The organism is Enterobacter cloacae complex sp. P6RS, from assembly GCF_014982245.1.
GTDB classification, from domain to species: Bacteria; Pseudomonadota; Gammaproteobacteria; order Enterobacterales; family Enterobacteriaceae; genus Enterobacter; species Enterobacter bugandensis.
Map to the genome: position 1 here is coordinate 12009 of NZ_JADCLB010000023.1, position 14013 is coordinate 26021.

The window sequence follows — 14013 nt, forward strand, 5'->3', positions numbered from 1 at the left end:
TTTGGTACTAAGCTTTACTTGGAGTAAAGCTCGACGATCAGGTGTTCGTTAATGTCCGCAGACAGATCAGAACGCTCAGGCTGACGCTTGAACGTACCTTCCATCTTGCCAGCATCAACTTCCAGCCAGGTTGGCTTTTCACGCTGCTCAGCCAGCTCCAGAGCGGCCTTCACGCGAGATTGCTTTTTCGCTTTCTCACGAATGCTAACAACGTCATTCGCTTTAACCTGATAAGAAGCGATGTTAACAACACGACCGTTTACCATGATTGCTTTGTGGCTAACCAGCTGACGTGATTCAGCACGAGTAGCGCCGAAGCCCATACGGTATACAACGTTGTCCAGACGACCTTCCAGCAGAGCCAGCAGGTTTTCACCTGTGTTGCCTTTCAGACGTGCTGCTTCTTTATAGTAGTTACGGAACTGACGCTCCAGCACACCGTACATACGGCGAACTTTTTGCTTTTCACGCAACTGCACACCATAGTCAGACAGACGCGGTTTACGCGCACCGTGCTGGCCAGGAGCTTGTTCAATTTTACACTTGGTATCGATCGCGCGAACGCCAGACTTAAGGAATAAGTCGGTGCCCTCACGACGGCTCAGCTTGAGCTTAGGACCCAAATATCTTGCCATTTTCTATCTCCAACTAACCTAAAAAACGAGCGTTATACGCGACGTTTTTTCGGCGGACGACAACCGTTATGAGGGATCGGAGTCACATCAGTAATATTCGTGATGCGGAAACCAGCGGCGTTCAGAGCGCGAACAGTAGATTCACGACCCGGACCCGGACCTTTAACCATAACTTCCAGATTCTTGATGCCGTATTCTTTTACGGCTTCAGCGCAACGCTCTGCTGCAACCTGAGCTGCGAACGGAGTGGATTTGCGAGAACCACGGAAACCGGAACCACCGGCTGTTGCCCAACCCAATGCGTTACCCTGACGATCAGTAATAGTAACGATGGTGTTGTTGAAAGAAGCATGGATATGAGCCACGCCGTCAGAGACTTGTTTTCTTACACGTTTACGTGCACGAACTGGTGCCTTTGCCATTATTCAATCACCCCGATTATTTCTTGATCGGTTTGCGCGGACCCTTACGGGTACGTGCGTTGGTCTTAGTACGCTGACCGCGCACTGGCAGACCACGACGATGACGCAAACCGCGATAGCAACCAAGATCCATCAGGCGCTTGATGCTCATGCTGATTTCACGGCGCAGATCACCTTCAACGACAAATTTGGCAACTTCGTCACGCAGCGTGTCGATTTGTCCTTCAGACAGCTCACTGATCTTAACATCTTCAGCGATACCCGCTGCAGCCAGGATGGCTTTAGAACGGGTCTTGCCGATGCCGTAGATCGAAGTTAATGCGATCACAGCATGTTTCTGATCAGGAATGTTAATGCCTGCTATACGGGCCACTATGCACTCCTACTATTTAATATGTACGCACCATGCTGAAAAGCCCGTTTTCAGGATACTCAAATGGAAACGTACAGACATACAAAAGATTGGCTGGCTAATCTAGCCAGCTCAACCCAACTTTGCAAGAAAAATATGCGAAATAATCAGCCTTGGCGCTGTTTATGCTTCGGCTCGGCACTGCAAATCACACGGATGACACCATCACGCTTAACGATTTTGCAGTTACGGCATAATTTCTTGACGGAAGCACGAACTTTCATTTTTACTCTCCGTAACTTCTCAGGCGACCAATTAGCGGCCGTAGCCTTTCAGGTTCGCCTTCTTCAATGCAGACTCATACTGACTGGACATCATCAGAGTTTGCACTTGAGCCATAAAGTCCATAATCACGACAACAACGATAAGCAGTGAGGTCCCACCGAAGTAGAACGGTACTTTCATTGCATCACGCATGAACTCCGGGATCAGGCAGATAAAAGTAATATAAAGCGCACCAACCAAAGTCAGGCGGGTCATTACTTTATCGATATACTTCGCCGTTTGCTCTCCCGGACGAATTCCTGGTACAAATGCACCGGACTTCTTCAGGTTATCTGCTGTTTCACGCGGGTTGAAGACCAACGCCGTGTAGAAGAAACAGAAGAAGATGATCGCAGACGCATAGAGTAACACATAAAGTGGTTGCCCAGGCTGCAAATACAGCGAAATTGTTGTCAGCCAGTTCCAACCAGTACCGCCCCCGAACCATGACGCGATGGTTGCCGGGAACAGAATAATACTGGAAGCGAAGATAGCCGGGATAACCCCCGCCATATTCACTTTCAGCGGTAAATGTGTGCTCTGTGCAGCATAGACACGACGACCCTGCTGACGCTTAGCGTAGTTCACCACAATGCGGCGTTGACCACGTTCAACGAAGACAACAAAGAACGTCACTGCAAATACTAATACTGCAACCAACAGCAACAGGAGGAAGTGCAGGTCGCCTTGACGCGCTTGCTCGATAGTATGGGCGATGGCCGGCGGGAGTCCCGCAACGATACCGGCGAAGATAATGATTGAGATACCGTTACCGATACCACGCTCAGTAATCTGTTCGCCGAGCCACATCAGGAACATCGTCCCTGTGACCAGACTAACAACAGCGGTGAAATAGAATGCAAAGCCTGGGTTTAATACCAGGCCCTGCATACCAGGCATATTCGGCAGACCGGTAGCAATACCGATCGACTGGAATATTGCCAGCACCAGAGTACCGTAACGGGTGTACTGACTAATCTTACGACGTCCAGACTCCCCTTCTTTCTTCAGCTCTGCCAGGGCCGGATGAACGACCGTCAGCAGTTGGATAATAATCGATGCCGAAATGTACGGCATAATACCCAGAGCAAAGATAGAAGCACGGCTGAGAGCACCACCAGAGAACATGTTGAACATTTCAATGATGGTGCCTCGCTGTTGCTCAAGCAGTTTGGCAAGTACAGCGGCATCGATACCAGGGATCGGAATAAAAGAGCCAATACGGAACACAATCAGCGCGCCGATAACAAACAGCAGTCTGCGTTTCAGCTCGCCAAATCCACCTTTGGCACTTTGAAAATCTAATCCCGGTTGCTTAGCCATCTGCTACTTATTCCTCAATTTTACCGCCAGCAGCTTCGATAGCAGCACGAGCACCTTTAGTAACACGCAGGCCACGAACAGTTACCGGAGTAGAAACTTCACCAGACAGGATCACTTTCGCGAACTCGATCTGAATACCGATAATGTTAGCCGCTTTCAGCGTGTTCAGGTCTACAACGCCGCCTTCAACTTTCGCCAGGTCAGACAGACGGATTTCCGCTGTGATCGCTGCTTTGCGAGAGGTGAAGCCGAACTTCGGCAGACGACGGTACAGTGGCATCTGGCCACCCTCGAAACCGCGACGTACGCCACCGCCAGAACGAGAGTTCTGACCTTTGTGACCACGACCACCGGTTTTGCCGAGGCCAGAACCGATACCACGACCCAGGCGTTTACCCGCCTTTTTAGAGCCTTCGGCCGGAGACAGAGTATTTAAACGCATCTCTTACTCCTCAACTTTAACCATGAAGTAAACCGCGTTGACCATACCACGAACAGCAGGAGTATCCTCGCGCTCAACGGTATGACCAATACGACGCAGACCCAGGCCAAGCAGCGTTGCCTTGTGTTTCGGCAGACGACCGATTGCACTGCGGGTTTGAGTGATTTTAATAGTCTTTGCCATGGTCAATTACCCCAGAATTTCTTCAACGGATTTACCACGCTTGGCAGCGACCATTTCTGGAGAATTCATATTTTCCAGGCCATCAATAGTTGCACGAACCACGTTGATCGGGTTGGTGGAACCATATGCTTTAGCCAGAACGTTATGAACTCCAGCAACTTCCAGAACGGCGCGCATTGCACCACCGGCGATGATACCGGTACCTTCTGAAGCTGGCTGCATGAATACACGAGAACCCGTGTGAACACCTTTAACTGGGTGCTGCAGGGTGCCGTTGTTCAGCGCGACGTTAATCATATTGCGACGGGCTTTTTCCATCGCTTTCTGGATCGCTGCTGGAACTTCACGCGCTTTACCGTAACCAAAACCAACGCGACCGTTACCATCGCCTACTACAGTCAGAGCTGTGAAGGAGAAAATACGACCACCTTTAACGGTTTTAGATACGCGGTTTACCGCGATCAGCTTTTCCTGCAGTTCGCCAGCCTGTTTTTCGATGTGAGCCATCTTACACCTCTACCTTAGAACTGAAGGCCAGCTTCACGGGCAGCATCTGCCAGTGCCTGGACACGACCATGATATTGGAACCCGGAACGGTCAAAGGAAACATTGCTGATGCCTTTTTCCAGAGCGCGTTCTGCAACAGCTTTACCTACAGCTGCAGCGGCGTCTTTGTTACCGGTGTACTTCAATTGTTCTGAGATAGCTTTTTCTACAGTAGAAGCAGCTACCAGAACTTCAGAACCGTTCGGTGCAATTACCTGTGCGTAAATATGACGCGGGGTACGATGTACCACCAGGCGAGTTGCACCCAGCTCTTTGAGCTTGCGGCGTGCGCGGGTCGCACGACGGATACGAGCAGATTTCTTATCCATAGTGTTACCTTACTTCTTCTTAGCCTCTTTGGTACGCACGACTTCGTCGGCGTAACGAACACCCTTGCCTTTGTAAGGCTCAGGACGACGGTAGGCGCGCAGATCTGCTGCAACCTGACCGATCAGCTGTTTATCAGCGCCTTTCAGCACGATTTCAGTTTGAGTCGGACATTCTGCAGTGATACCGGCCGGCAGCGGATGCTCAACAGGGTGTGAGAAGCCCAGAGACAGGCCTACTGCATTCCCTTTGATAGCTGCACGATAACCTACACCAACCAGCTGAAGCTTTTTAGTGAAGCCTTCGGTAACACCAACAACCATTGAGTTCAGCAGGGCACGCGCGGTACCAGCCTGAGCCCATCCATCCACGAAACCATCACGTGGACCGAAGGTCAGAGCGTTATCTGCATGTTTAACTTCAACAGCTTTGTTGAGGGTACGAGTCAGCTCGCCGTTTTTACCTTTGATCGTAATAACCTGACCGTCGATTTTTACATCAACGCCGGCAGGAATAACGACCGGTGCTTTAGCAACACGAGACATTCTTTCCTCCGATTAGGCTACGTAGCAGATAATTTCGCCACCAAGACCAGCCTGGCGCGCTGCACGATCAGTCATAACACCTTTAGAGGTAGAAACAACTGCGATACCAAGGCCAGCCATAACTTTTGGCAGCTCATCTTTTTTCTTATAGATGCGCAGACCTGGGCGGCTGACACGCTGAATGCTTTCTACAACAGCTTTACCCTGGAAATACTTGAGAGTAAGTTCCAGTTCCGGCTTGGTGTCGCCTTCAACTTTAAAATCTTCGATAAAACCTTCTTCCTTCAGCACGTTGGCAATTGCCACTTTCAGCTTGGCGGAAGGCATGGTGACCGCAACTTTGTTCGCGGCCTGACCGTTACGGATACGGGTCAGCATATCCGCGATCGGATCTTGCATGCTCATCTGTCTTTACTCCCGTGATTCAATTGGTAATTACCAGCTAGCCTTTTTCAAGCCTGGCACTTCACCGCGCATGGCGGCTTCACGCAGTTTGATACGGCTCAACCCAAACTTGCCCACATAACCATGTGGACGACCTGTTTGACGACAGCGGTTACGCTGACGAGACGGGCTGGAATCACGCGGCAGAGACTGCAGCTTGAGAACCGCATTCCAACGATCTTCGTCGGAAGCGTTCACATCAGAAATGATCGCTTTCAGTTCAGCGCGTTTAGCGAAGAATTTATCAGCTAAAGCTACGCGCTTTACTTCGCGTGCTTTCATTGATTGCTTAGCCATTCAGTAACCCTACCTTACTTGCGGAACGGGAAGTCAAAGGCAGCCAGCAGAGCACGGCCTTCTTCGTCAGATTTCGCAGTAGTGGTAATGGTAATATCCAAACCACGCACGCGGTCGACTTTATCGTAGTCGATTTCTGGGAAGATGATCTGCTCACGGACACCCATGCTGTAGTTACCACGACCGTCGAAAGACTTCGCGGACAGGCCACGGAAGTCACGGATACGTGGAACAGCAATAGTGATCAGGCGCTCAAAGAACTCCCACATGCGTTCGCCACGCAGAGTTACTTTACAGCCGATCGGATAGCCCTGACGGATTTTGAAGCCTGCAACAGATTTGCGTGCTTTGGTGATCAGCGGTTTTTGACCGGAGATTGCTGTCAGATCAGCTGCTGCGTTATCCAGCAGTTTCTTGTCAGCGATCGCTTCACCAACACCCATGTTCAGGGTGATCTTCTCGACCCGAGGGACTTGCATGACAGAATTGTAGTTAAACTCGGTCATGAGTTTCTTAACTACTTCGTCTTTGTAGTAATCATGCAGTTTCGCCATCGTACTACTCCAAATTACTTGATAGTTTCGCTGTTAGACTTGAAGAAACGGACTTTTTTGCCGTCTTCGAATCTAAAGCCTACACGGTCAGCCTTACCGGTAGCCGCATTGAAGATTGCAACGTTAGAAACCTGAATAGCAGCTTCTTTTTCAACGATGCCGCCTGGTTGGTTCAGGGCCGGAACCGGCTTCTGATGTTTCTTAACCAGGTTGATACCTTCAACGACAAGTTTGCCGGAAGACAGAACATTTTTTACTTTACCGCGTTTACCTTTATCTTTACCGGTTAACACGATAACTTCGTCATCACGACGGATTTTCGCTGCCATGATTCGCTCCTTAGAGTACTTCTGGTGCCAGAGAGATAATTTTCATGAACTTCTCAGTACGAAGTTCACGAGTTACCGGCCCAAAGATACGCGTGCCGATAGGCTGCTCGCTGTTATTGTTTAAAATAACGCATGCATTACCATCGAAGCGAATGACAGAACCGTCAGGGCGACGAACACCCTTCTTGGTGCGCACCACTACCGCCTTCAGCACATCACCTTTTTTGACCTTACCACGTGGAATTGCTTCCTTGATGGTGATCTTGATGATGTCGCCTACGCCTGCGTAGCGACGGTGCGAGCCACCCAGAACCTTGATACACATTACGCGACGTGCACCGGAGTTGTCGGCGACGTTCAGCATAGTCTGTTCTTGGATCATTTTAGTGCTCCGCTAATGTCAACTACTACCTGAGACTCTAAAATCAGAGCCGTTAAAAAGCCCCATATCGAGGGCGCGGCATTATAACACCGCTTCTGCAATATGGGTAGAAAAAATAAACGGCTCATCGCTGAGCCGTTTATTCGTATTGAGAAGGCGTACTGTATTACAGAACCGCTTTCTCTACAACGCGAACCAGCGTCCAGGACTTAGTCTTGGACAGTGGACGGCATTCACGGATTTCAACCTTGTCGCCGATACCACATTCGTTGTTCTCGTCATGTACGTGCAGTTTGGTCGTACGCTTGATGAATTTACCGTAGATCGGGTGTTTCACAATACGTTCGATAGCTACAACAATGGATTTCTCCATTTTGTCGCTAACAACACGACCTTGCAGAGTACGGATTTTATCGGTCATTACGCACCCGCCTTCTGAGTCAGTAAAGTCTTAACGCGTGCAACATTGCGACGCACTTGCTTCAGCAGGTGAGTCTGTTGCAGCTGGCCACTTGCAGCCTGCATGCGCAGGTTGAACTGCTCACGCAGCAGGTTCAGCAGCTCAGCGTTCAGCTCTTCAACGCTTTTTTCACGCAGCTCTTTTGCTTTCATTACATCACCGTCTTAGTTACAAAGGTGGTTTTGATAGGCAGTTTCGCTGCTGCCAGGCCGAAGGCTTCACGGGCCAGCTCTTCCGGAACACCGTCCATTTCATAAAGGACTTTGCCCGGTTGGATCAAGGCAACCCAGTACTCCACGTTACCTTTACCTTTACCCATACGAACTTCCAGTGGCTTCTCGGTGATCGGTTTGTCCGGGAATACACGGATCCAGATCTTACCTTGACGCTTAACTGCACGGGTCATTGCACGACGTGCTGCTTCGATCTGACGTGCAGTCAGACGACCACGGCCAACAGCTTTCAGACCGAAAGTGCCGAAGCTAACATCCGTACCCTGCGCCAGACCACGGTTGCGGCCTTTGTGCACTTTACGGAATTTTGTACGCTTTGGTTGTAACATCAGCGACGCTCCTTATTTACGGCCTTTACGCTGCTGCTTTTTAGGTTGAGCAGCCGGTTTTTCCGGTTGTTCAACAGCAGCCATACCACCCAGGATCTCACCTTTGAAGATCCATACCTTAACGCCGATTACACCGTAAGTGGTGTGCGCTTCAGAGGTGTTGTAGTCGATGTCAGCACGCAGAGTGTGCAGCGGTACGCGACCTTCACGGTACCATTCGGTACGTGCGATTTCCGCGCCGCCCAGACGGCCGCTAACTTCAACTTTGATACCTTTAGCGCCCAGACGCATTGCGTTCTGTACAGCACGCTTCATAGCACGACGGAACATAACACGACGTTCCAGCTGAGAAGTGATGCTGTCAGCAACCAATTTAGCGTCCAGTTCAGGCTTACGAACTTCAGCGATATTGATCTGTGCAGGAACGCCAGCGATATCCGCTACGACCTTGCGCAGTTTTTCTACGTCTTCGCCTTTCTTACCGATAACGATGCCAGGACGAGCAGTGTGAATAGTCACACGGATGCTCTTCGCTGGACGCTCGATAACGATACGAGATACAGACGCTTTAGCCAGTTCCTTAGTCAGGTACTGACGTACTTTAAAATCGCTGTCCAGGTTGTCAGCGAATTCTTTGGTGTTCGCAAACCAGGTAGAGTTCCATGGTTTTACAATACCCAGGCGAATACCATTAGGATGTACTTTCTGACCCATTGCTAGTCTCCAGAGTCTCAGCGATCGGACACAACCACAGTAATGTGGCTGGTGCGCTTCAGGATGCGATCTGCACGACCTTTCGCACGCGGCATAATGCGCTTCATGCTTGGGCCTTCATCTACGAAAATTTTCGCGACTTTCAGATCGTCGATGTCAGCGCCATCGTTGTGTTCAGCGTTAGCAATGGCAGATTCCAGTACTTTCTTGACCAATACCGCAGCTTTCTTGTTGGTATAGGTCAGGATGTCCAGGGCCTGCGACACTTTCTTACCGCGAATCAGGTCAGCAACAAGGCGAACCTTCTGTGCAGAAGAACGAGCATGGCGATGTTGAGCTAAAGTTTCCATCTCTTCCTCCTACCTTATTTCTTCTTCGCTTTTTTATCAGCAGCGTGGCCGCGATAAGTACGAGTCGGTGCGAATTCACCCAGTTTGTGACCAACCATTTCGTCGGTAACAAAGACTGGAACGTGCTGACGACCATTATGGACAGCGATGGTCAAACCGATCATGTTAGGAAAGATCGTTGAACGACGGGACCAAGTGCGCAGGGGCTTCTTGTCTCCGCTTTCCACCGCTTTCTCTACCTTCTTCAGCAAGTGCAGGTCAATAAAAGGACCTTTCTTGAGAGAACGTGGCATGGCTTATCCTCTAAAATTATTTGCTACGGCGACGTACGATAAATTTATCAGTACGCTTGTTGCTGCGGGTCTTCTTACCTTTGGTCTGAACGCCCCACGGAGTTACCGGGTGCTTACCAAAGTTACGACCTTCACCACCACCATGTGGGTGGTCGACTGGGTTCATCGCAGTACCGCGAACGGTAGGACGAACACCACGCCAGCGTGCAGCACCAGCTTTACCCAGAACGCGCAGCATATGCTCAGCATTGCCAACTTCGCCCAGAGTAGCGCGGCAGTCTGCTTCGACTTTACGCATTTCACCAGAACGCAGACGCAGGGTGACATAAGCACCGTCACGCGCAACGATCTGAACGTAAGTACCAGCAGAACGTGCCAGCTGACCGCCTTTACCTGGTTTCATTTCTACGTTATGAACGGTAGAACCAACCGGGATATTGCGCATCGGCAGGGTGTTGCCTGCTTTGATTGCAGCATCAACGCCAGACTGAATCTGGTCGCCAGCTTTCAGGCCTTTAGGGGCCAGGATGTAACGGCGTTCGCCGTCTTTGTACAGAACCAGCGCGATGTTCGCGGAACGGTTCGGATCGTACTCAAGACGTTCAACAACTGCTGGGATACCGTCTTTGTTGCGTTTGAAGTCAACAATACGATAAGCCTGCTTGTGGCCACCACCGATGTGACGAGTGGTGATACGGCCATTGTTGTTACGACCACCGGATTTGCTGTTTTTTTCCAGCAACGGAGCAAAAGGTTTGCCCTTGTGCAGCTCAGGGTTAACCACTTTAACTACGTGGCGACGACCCGGAGATGTCGGTTTACATTTAACAACTGCCATTGTATTACTCCTCCGACTTACTCAGCGCCGCCAACGAAGTCCAGGTTCTGGCCTTCTTTCAGGGTGACGTAAGCTTTTTTCCAGTCGCTACGACGACCGATACGCTGTCCGTGACGTTTAACTTTCCCTTTAACTACCAGGGTGTTAACGACTTCGACTTCGACTTCAAACAGTTTCTGCACAGCAGCTTTGATCTCTGCTTTGGTCGCGTCTTTAGCAACTTTGAGAACGATGGTGTTTGTTTTTTCCATCGCAGTAGACGCTTTTTCAGAAACGTGCGGTGCGCGAAGCACCTTCAGCAGACGTTCTTCACGAATCATGCCAGCATCTCCTCAACTTGCTTAACAGCATCAGCAGTCATTACGACTTTGTCGAAGGCGATCAGGCTAACCGGGTCGATACCAGTCGCATCGCGTACGTCAACCTTGTGCAGGTTACGTGCGGCCAGGAACAGGTTCTCGTCCAGCTCACCGGTGATGATCAGCACATCTTCCAGAGCCATGTCTTTCAGTTTCTGTGCCAGCAGCTTAGTTTTAGGCGCTTCAACAGAGAACTTCTCGACAACGATCAGACGATCCTGACGTACCAGTTCGGACAGGATGCTTTTCAGCGCGCCGCGGTACATCTTTTTGTTAACTTTTTGACTGTGGTCCTGTGGACGCGCAGCGAAGGTCACGCCACCTGAACGCCAGATCGGGCTCTTGATAGAACCTGAACGCGCACGGCCGGTACCTTTCTGGCGCCATGGCTTTTTGCCAGAACCAGTTACTTCAGCACGAGTCTTCTGAGCACGAGTACCCTGACGAGCACCAGCTGCATAAGCAACAACAACCTGGTGAACCAGCGCTTCGTTGAAATCACGACCGAAGGTAGTTTCGGAAACAGTCAGCGCGCTCTGCGCGTCTTTCAATACTAATTCCATTGCTATCCCCTTACGCCTTCACAGCTGGTTTAACGATCAGGTCGCTACCGGTTGCACCCGGGACCGCACCTTTAACCAGCAGCAGGTTGCGCTCAGCGTCAACACGTACTACGTCCAGGCTCTGAACGGTTACACGTTCGTTACCCAGCTGACCTGCCATTTTCTTGCCTTTGAACACTTTGCCCGGAGTCTGGTTCTGACCGATAGAACCCGGAACGCGGTGAGACAAGGAGTTACCGTGAGTAGCGTCCTGGGTACGGAAGTTCCAGCGCTTAACGGTACCAGCAAAACCTTTACCTTTAGAGGTACCGGTTACGTCAACTTTTTTAACGTCAGCAAACAGCTCAACGCTAATGTCCTGACCTACGGTGAACTCTTCGCCTTCAGCAAGACGGAATTCCCACAGACCACGGCCAGCTTCTACGCCAGCTTTAGCGAAGTGACCCGCTTCTGGTTTGGTTACACGGTTAGCTTTTTTAGCACCAGTGGTAACCTGAATAGCGCGGTAGCCATCGTTAGCCAGATCTTTAACCTGAGTAACGCGGTTTGCTTCAACTTCGATTACGGTTACTGGGATAGAAACGCCATCTTCAGTGAAGATGCGGGTCATACCCACTTTTTTACCGACTAAACCAATCATTGTTTCAACCTCTCAATCGCTCGATGACCTGATTAACCCAGGCTGATCTGCACGTCTACACCGGCAGCCAGATCCAGACGCATCAGAGCATCAACGGTTTTCTCAGTTGGCTCAACGATGTCAACCAGACGCTTGTGAGTGCGGATTTCGTACTGATCGCGCGCGTCTTTGTTGACGTGCGGGGAGATCAGAACGGTGAAGCGCTCTTTGCGGGTCGGCAGCGGGATCGGACCACGGACTTGCGCACCAGTGCGCTTAGCAGTCTCGACGATTTCCGCGGTTGATTGATCGATCAGACGATGATCAAACGCTTTAAGGCGGATACGGATTCTTTGGTTCTGCATGAGACCAGAGCTCCAATTATTTTATAAACGAAAATGATTACTCCTCAAACCCATTACGATTGATGGGAGAGTGTAACCGTTCTTACGTAGCCCCCCAATTGGGAGCATTGTTGAGTAACAAAATGAGCTACTCTGGTTCTGATTGAACCCGCCGTCAATTACGACAAGCCCGCGCATTATACGTAAATCAGAGAAAGACGCAAGTGCCGTTTAGAAATTAAGCGTCAAAGGCTCAGTATGCGTAGGACTGCGCAACTTTTTACGCCGTATATCCTTTCTGAATTTTTTTATTTGAAGCCGCTACGCAATTGCTGTTTTTGTGCGTTGCCGGACAGGCAGATTGTAACGAGTATGCGCTCAAAACCTTTTGAGGCCTTTTCCATGCTAACCCCCCTCCCCTTCCTGATGATCTATTTTTCTCTGACGGCCTTACTCGTACGCGCTGATATTCGCGACGGTTTGCTGCCCGATAAATTTCTCTGCCCGTTGCTCTGGACGGGCCTGCTCTACCAGGTCTTTATCCATCCTGATTTTCTGCCGAGTGCCGTAATGGGAGCGGTGGCTGGATATCTTGGTTTTGCCACGATTTACTGGGGCTATCGGCTTATCTGCCGGCGGGAAGGAATGGGATATGGCGATGTGAAGTATCTGGCAGGACTTGGTGCGTGGCATGGCTGGTGCATACTGCCTAAACTGGCGTTACTCGCCGCGCTTGTGGCGCTGCTTTGCATTCTTGTTTTTTCATTTCTCACCTCAGATAAAGGAGCATTAAAAAACCCACTGCCTTTTGGACCATTTCTGGCAGCAGCGGGTTTATGCGTTGGATGGGAAAATCTGATTAATTTTCCACTTTGATCTGAGACTGTAGGTAGTTTTGAAGGCCAATTTTGCTAATGAGATCCAGCTCGGTTTCCAGCCAGTCAATGTGGCCTTCTTCATCGGCAAGGATCTGGATCATCATATCGCGGCTCACATAGTCATGGACGCTGTCAGCATAAGCAATGGCTTCGCGCAGATCTTTCGCACCTTCCAGCTCCAGCCGGAGGTCAGAACGCAGCATCTCTTCGACATCCTCACCGATGCCCAGCTTGCCGAGATCCTGCAGGTTTGGGATGCCTTCAAGGAATAAGATACGCTCGATGTATTTATCAGCGTGTTTCATCTCATCTATAGATTCATGGTACTCAACGTCATTCAGACGTGTCAGACCCCAGTTTTTAAACATTCTCGCGTGAAGAAAGTACTGGTTGATTGCGACAAGCTCATTTCCCAATAATTTATTGAGATAACTTATGATTTTAACATCACCTTTCATTATATAGTCCCTCCGCTTCCACTCATTGAAGCGTAGAACGGGCTACGGGGATGTCAAAAAAAAGATAGAGGCTTACGCGATCTCTTTGAATTCCGGGATCTGCATCAGTTCGTCCTGCATGATCTCACGCGCTGCGCGAACGCATTTACCGCATTGATTTCCCACCGGAACAAATTTGCGAAGCTGCTGGAAAGATTGTGGCTGAAACTGGCGAACGGCCTGACGAATTTTCTTGTCGCTTACACCATTACATAAACAAACGTACATAGAGACTCCCGTTCAAAATATGCGCAAAGTGTAAGTGAGAATGGTTATGATTACAATAGCACATACGCCAGGATACGGGCCGGGAGCGGTTAAAAAATGCGAAATTTTGTGACAAGGAAAGGTACAGAAAACAAAAAAGGACGCCGAAGCGTCCTTTTTTATTCAGGGATAATTAATTAGCCCAGAACTTTAGCAACAACGCC

At 50.0% G+C, this 14013-nt stretch carries 29 protein-coding genes; 1 reads left to right on the forward strand and 28 read right to left on the reverse strand.

Features of this window, described 5'->3' with window-relative positions; translation table 11 throughout:
- Window positions 1-14: 14 nt before the first annotated feature.
- The 26 genes from rpsD to rpsJ all read right to left on the reverse strand — a co-directional run bounded on the left by rpsD (window position 15) and on the right by rpsJ (window position 12228).
- On the reverse strand, window positions 15-635 hold the full coding sequence (gene rpsD, locus INF73_RS17170; protein ID WP_004868345.1) for a 30S ribosomal protein S4: 621 nt from the start codon (window positions 633-635) through the stop codon (window positions 15-17).
- A 32-nt stretch (window positions 636-667) separates the two neighbouring features.
- Window positions 668-1057, reverse strand: coding sequence for a 30S ribosomal protein S11 (gene rpsK, locus INF73_RS17175; protein WP_003863312.1), 390 nt, complete (start codon window positions 1055-1057; stop codon window positions 668-670).
- Window positions 1058-1073: 16 nt separating this feature from the next.
- Entirely contained in the window at window positions 1074-1430 is a 357-nt protein-coding gene (rpsM, locus tag INF73_RS17180; protein WP_013099021.1) for a 30S ribosomal protein S13, read from the reverse strand.
- 146 nt (window positions 1431-1576) lie between these two features.
- Window positions 1577-1693, reverse strand: a complete 117-nt coding sequence (gene rpmJ, locus INF73_RS17185) for a 50S ribosomal protein L36 (RefSeq protein ID WP_000868187.1) — start codon at window positions 1691-1693, stop codon at window positions 1577-1579.
- A 31-nt stretch (window positions 1694-1724) separates the two neighbouring features.
- On the reverse strand, window positions 1725-3056 hold the full coding sequence (gene secY, locus INF73_RS17190) for a preprotein translocase subunit SecY (RefSeq protein ID WP_003863305.1): 1332 nt from the start codon (window positions 3054-3056) through the stop codon (window positions 1725-1727).
- A 7-nt stretch (window positions 3057-3063) separates the two neighbouring features.
- A complete protein-coding gene (gene rplO / locus INF73_RS17195; protein WP_014885468.1) occupies window positions 3064-3498 on the reverse strand; it encodes a 50S ribosomal protein L15 in 435 nt (144 codons plus the stop codon).
- Between the two features lie 3 nt (window positions 3499-3501).
- Window positions 3502-3681 (reverse strand): 50S ribosomal protein L30, encoded by a 180-nt coding sequence (gene rpmD / locus INF73_RS17200; protein ID WP_003863301.1) that lies wholly within the window; start codon window positions 3679-3681, stop codon window positions 3502-3504.
- Window positions 3682-3687: 6 nt separating this feature from the next.
- The gene (gene rpsE, locus INF73_RS17205; RefSeq protein ID WP_003863299.1) at window positions 3688-4188 is read right to left on the reverse strand and encodes a 30S ribosomal protein S5; all 501 of its coding nucleotides are present in this window, start codon (window positions 4186-4188) and stop codon (window positions 3688-3690) included.
- Between the two features lie 14 nt (window positions 4189-4202).
- Window positions 4203-4556 carry a 50S ribosomal protein L18 gene (rplR, locus tag INF73_RS17210; protein ID WP_003863297.1) on the reverse strand — a complete coding sequence of 118 codons (354 nt, stop codon included), beginning with the start codon at window positions 4554-4556 and terminating at the stop codon, window positions 4203-4205.
- A gap of 9 nt (window positions 4557-4565) precedes the next feature.
- Window positions 4566-5099: a 50S ribosomal protein L6 gene (gene rplF / locus INF73_RS17215; protein WP_003863296.1), complete on the reverse strand. Its 534-nt coding sequence runs from the start codon at window positions 5097-5099 to the stop codon at window positions 4566-4568.
- Between the two features lie 12 nt (window positions 5100-5111).
- Window positions 5112-5504 (reverse strand): 30S ribosomal protein S8, encoded by a 393-nt coding sequence (gene rpsH, locus INF73_RS17220; RefSeq protein ID WP_006178918.1) that lies wholly within the window; start codon window positions 5502-5504, stop codon window positions 5112-5114.
- Between the two features lie 30 nt (window positions 5505-5534).
- The gene (rpsN, locus tag INF73_RS17225) at window positions 5535-5840 is read right to left on the reverse strand and encodes a 30S ribosomal protein S14 (RefSeq protein WP_003863291.1); all 306 of its coding nucleotides are present in this window, start codon (window positions 5838-5840) and stop codon (window positions 5535-5537) included.
- Window positions 5841-5854: 14 nt separating this feature from the next.
- Window positions 5855-6394 carry a 50S ribosomal protein L5 gene (rplE, locus tag INF73_RS17230; protein ID WP_001096202.1) on the reverse strand — a complete coding sequence of 180 codons (540 nt, stop codon included), beginning with the start codon at window positions 6392-6394 and terminating at the stop codon, window positions 5855-5857.
- A 14-nt stretch (window positions 6395-6408) separates the two neighbouring features.
- A complete protein-coding gene (gene rplX / locus INF73_RS17235; protein ID WP_003863287.1) occupies window positions 6409-6723 on the reverse strand; it encodes a 50S ribosomal protein L24 in 315 nt (104 codons plus the stop codon).
- A gap of 10 nt (window positions 6724-6733) precedes the next feature.
- Window positions 6734-7105, reverse strand: coding sequence for a 50S ribosomal protein L14 (gene rplN, locus INF73_RS17240; protein ID WP_002919748.1), 372 nt, complete (start codon window positions 7103-7105; stop codon window positions 6734-6736).
- Between the two features lie 166 nt (window positions 7106-7271).
- The gene (rpsQ, locus tag INF73_RS17245; RefSeq protein ID WP_008503489.1) at window positions 7272-7526 is read right to left on the reverse strand and encodes a 30S ribosomal protein S17; all 255 of its coding nucleotides are present in this window, start codon (window positions 7524-7526) and stop codon (window positions 7272-7274) included.
- Entirely contained in the window at window positions 7526-7717 is a 192-nt protein-coding gene (rpmC, locus tag INF73_RS17250) for a 50S ribosomal protein L29 (protein ID WP_003863282.1), read from the reverse strand. Before rpmC ends, rpsQ begins: the two co-directional genes overlap by 1 nt.
- Window positions 7717-8127: a 50S ribosomal protein L16 gene (gene rplP / locus INF73_RS17255; protein ID WP_002919759.1), complete on the reverse strand. Its 411-nt coding sequence runs from the start codon at window positions 8125-8127 to the stop codon at window positions 7717-7719. The genes rpmC and rplP overlap by 1 nt, the downstream gene beginning before the upstream one ends.
- A 12-nt stretch (window positions 8128-8139) precedes the next feature.
- Window positions 8140-8841, reverse strand: coding sequence for a 30S ribosomal protein S3 (gene rpsC, locus INF73_RS17260; protein WP_000529945.1), 702 nt, complete (start codon window positions 8839-8841; stop codon window positions 8140-8142).
- 17 nt (window positions 8842-8858) lie between these two features.
- Window positions 8859-9191 (reverse strand): 50S ribosomal protein L22, encoded by a 333-nt coding sequence (rplV, locus tag INF73_RS17265; RefSeq protein ID WP_002919773.1) that lies wholly within the window; start codon window positions 9189-9191, stop codon window positions 8859-8861.
- A 14-nt stretch (window positions 9192-9205) separates the two neighbouring features.
- Window positions 9206-9484: a 30S ribosomal protein S19 gene (gene rpsS / locus INF73_RS17270; RefSeq protein WP_001138117.1), complete on the reverse strand. Its 279-nt coding sequence runs from the start codon at window positions 9482-9484 to the stop codon at window positions 9206-9208.
- Window positions 9485-9500: 16 nt separating this feature from the next.
- Window positions 9501-10322 carry a 50S ribosomal protein L2 gene (gene rplB, locus INF73_RS17275; protein ID WP_000301859.1) on the reverse strand — a complete coding sequence of 274 codons (822 nt, stop codon included), beginning with the start codon at window positions 10320-10322 and terminating at the stop codon, window positions 9501-9503.
- A 17-nt stretch (window positions 10323-10339) separates the two neighbouring features.
- Window positions 10340-10642 (reverse strand): 50S ribosomal protein L23, encoded by a 303-nt coding sequence (rplW, locus tag INF73_RS17280; protein ID WP_000617546.1) that lies wholly within the window; start codon window positions 10640-10642, stop codon window positions 10340-10342.
- Window positions 10639-11244 carry a 50S ribosomal protein L4 gene (rplD, locus tag INF73_RS17285; protein WP_000424395.1) on the reverse strand — a complete coding sequence of 202 codons (606 nt, stop codon included), beginning with the start codon at window positions 11242-11244 and terminating at the stop codon, window positions 10639-10641. Before rplD ends, rplW begins: the two co-directional genes overlap by 4 nt.
- A 10-nt stretch (window positions 11245-11254) precedes the next feature.
- Entirely contained in the window at window positions 11255-11884 is a 630-nt protein-coding gene (gene rplC / locus INF73_RS17290) for a 50S ribosomal protein L3 (RefSeq protein ID WP_003863274.1), read from the reverse strand.
- Window positions 11885-11916: 32 nt separating this feature from the next.
- Complete coding sequence (rpsJ, locus tag INF73_RS17295; protein WP_001181005.1) at window positions 11917-12228, reverse strand: 30S ribosomal protein S10; 312 nt, start codon at window positions 12226-12228, stop codon at window positions 11917-11919.
- Between the two features lie 381 nt (window positions 12229-12609).
- Between rpsJ and INF73_RS17300 the strand changes: the two genes are divergently transcribed.
- On the forward strand, window positions 12610-13083 hold the full coding sequence (locus tag INF73_RS17300) for an A24 family peptidase (protein WP_193541478.1): 474 nt from the start codon (window positions 12610-12612) through the stop codon (window positions 13081-13083).
- On the opposite strand, the gene bfr is transcribed toward INF73_RS17300, so the two are convergent.
- Both bfr and bfd read right to left on the reverse strand, forming a co-directional pair.
- Window positions 13067-13543 (reverse strand): bacterioferritin, encoded by a 477-nt coding sequence (bfr, locus tag INF73_RS17305; RefSeq protein ID WP_028014636.1) that lies wholly within the window; start codon window positions 13541-13543, stop codon window positions 13067-13069. The genes INF73_RS17300 and bfr overlap by 17 nt on opposite strands.
- A 72-nt stretch (window positions 13544-13615) precedes the next feature.
- Window positions 13616-13810: a bacterioferritin-associated ferredoxin gene (bfd, locus tag INF73_RS17310; RefSeq protein WP_003863268.1), complete on the reverse strand. Its 195-nt coding sequence runs from the start codon at window positions 13808-13810 to the stop codon at window positions 13616-13618.
- Window positions 13811-14013 lie beyond the last annotated feature (203 nt).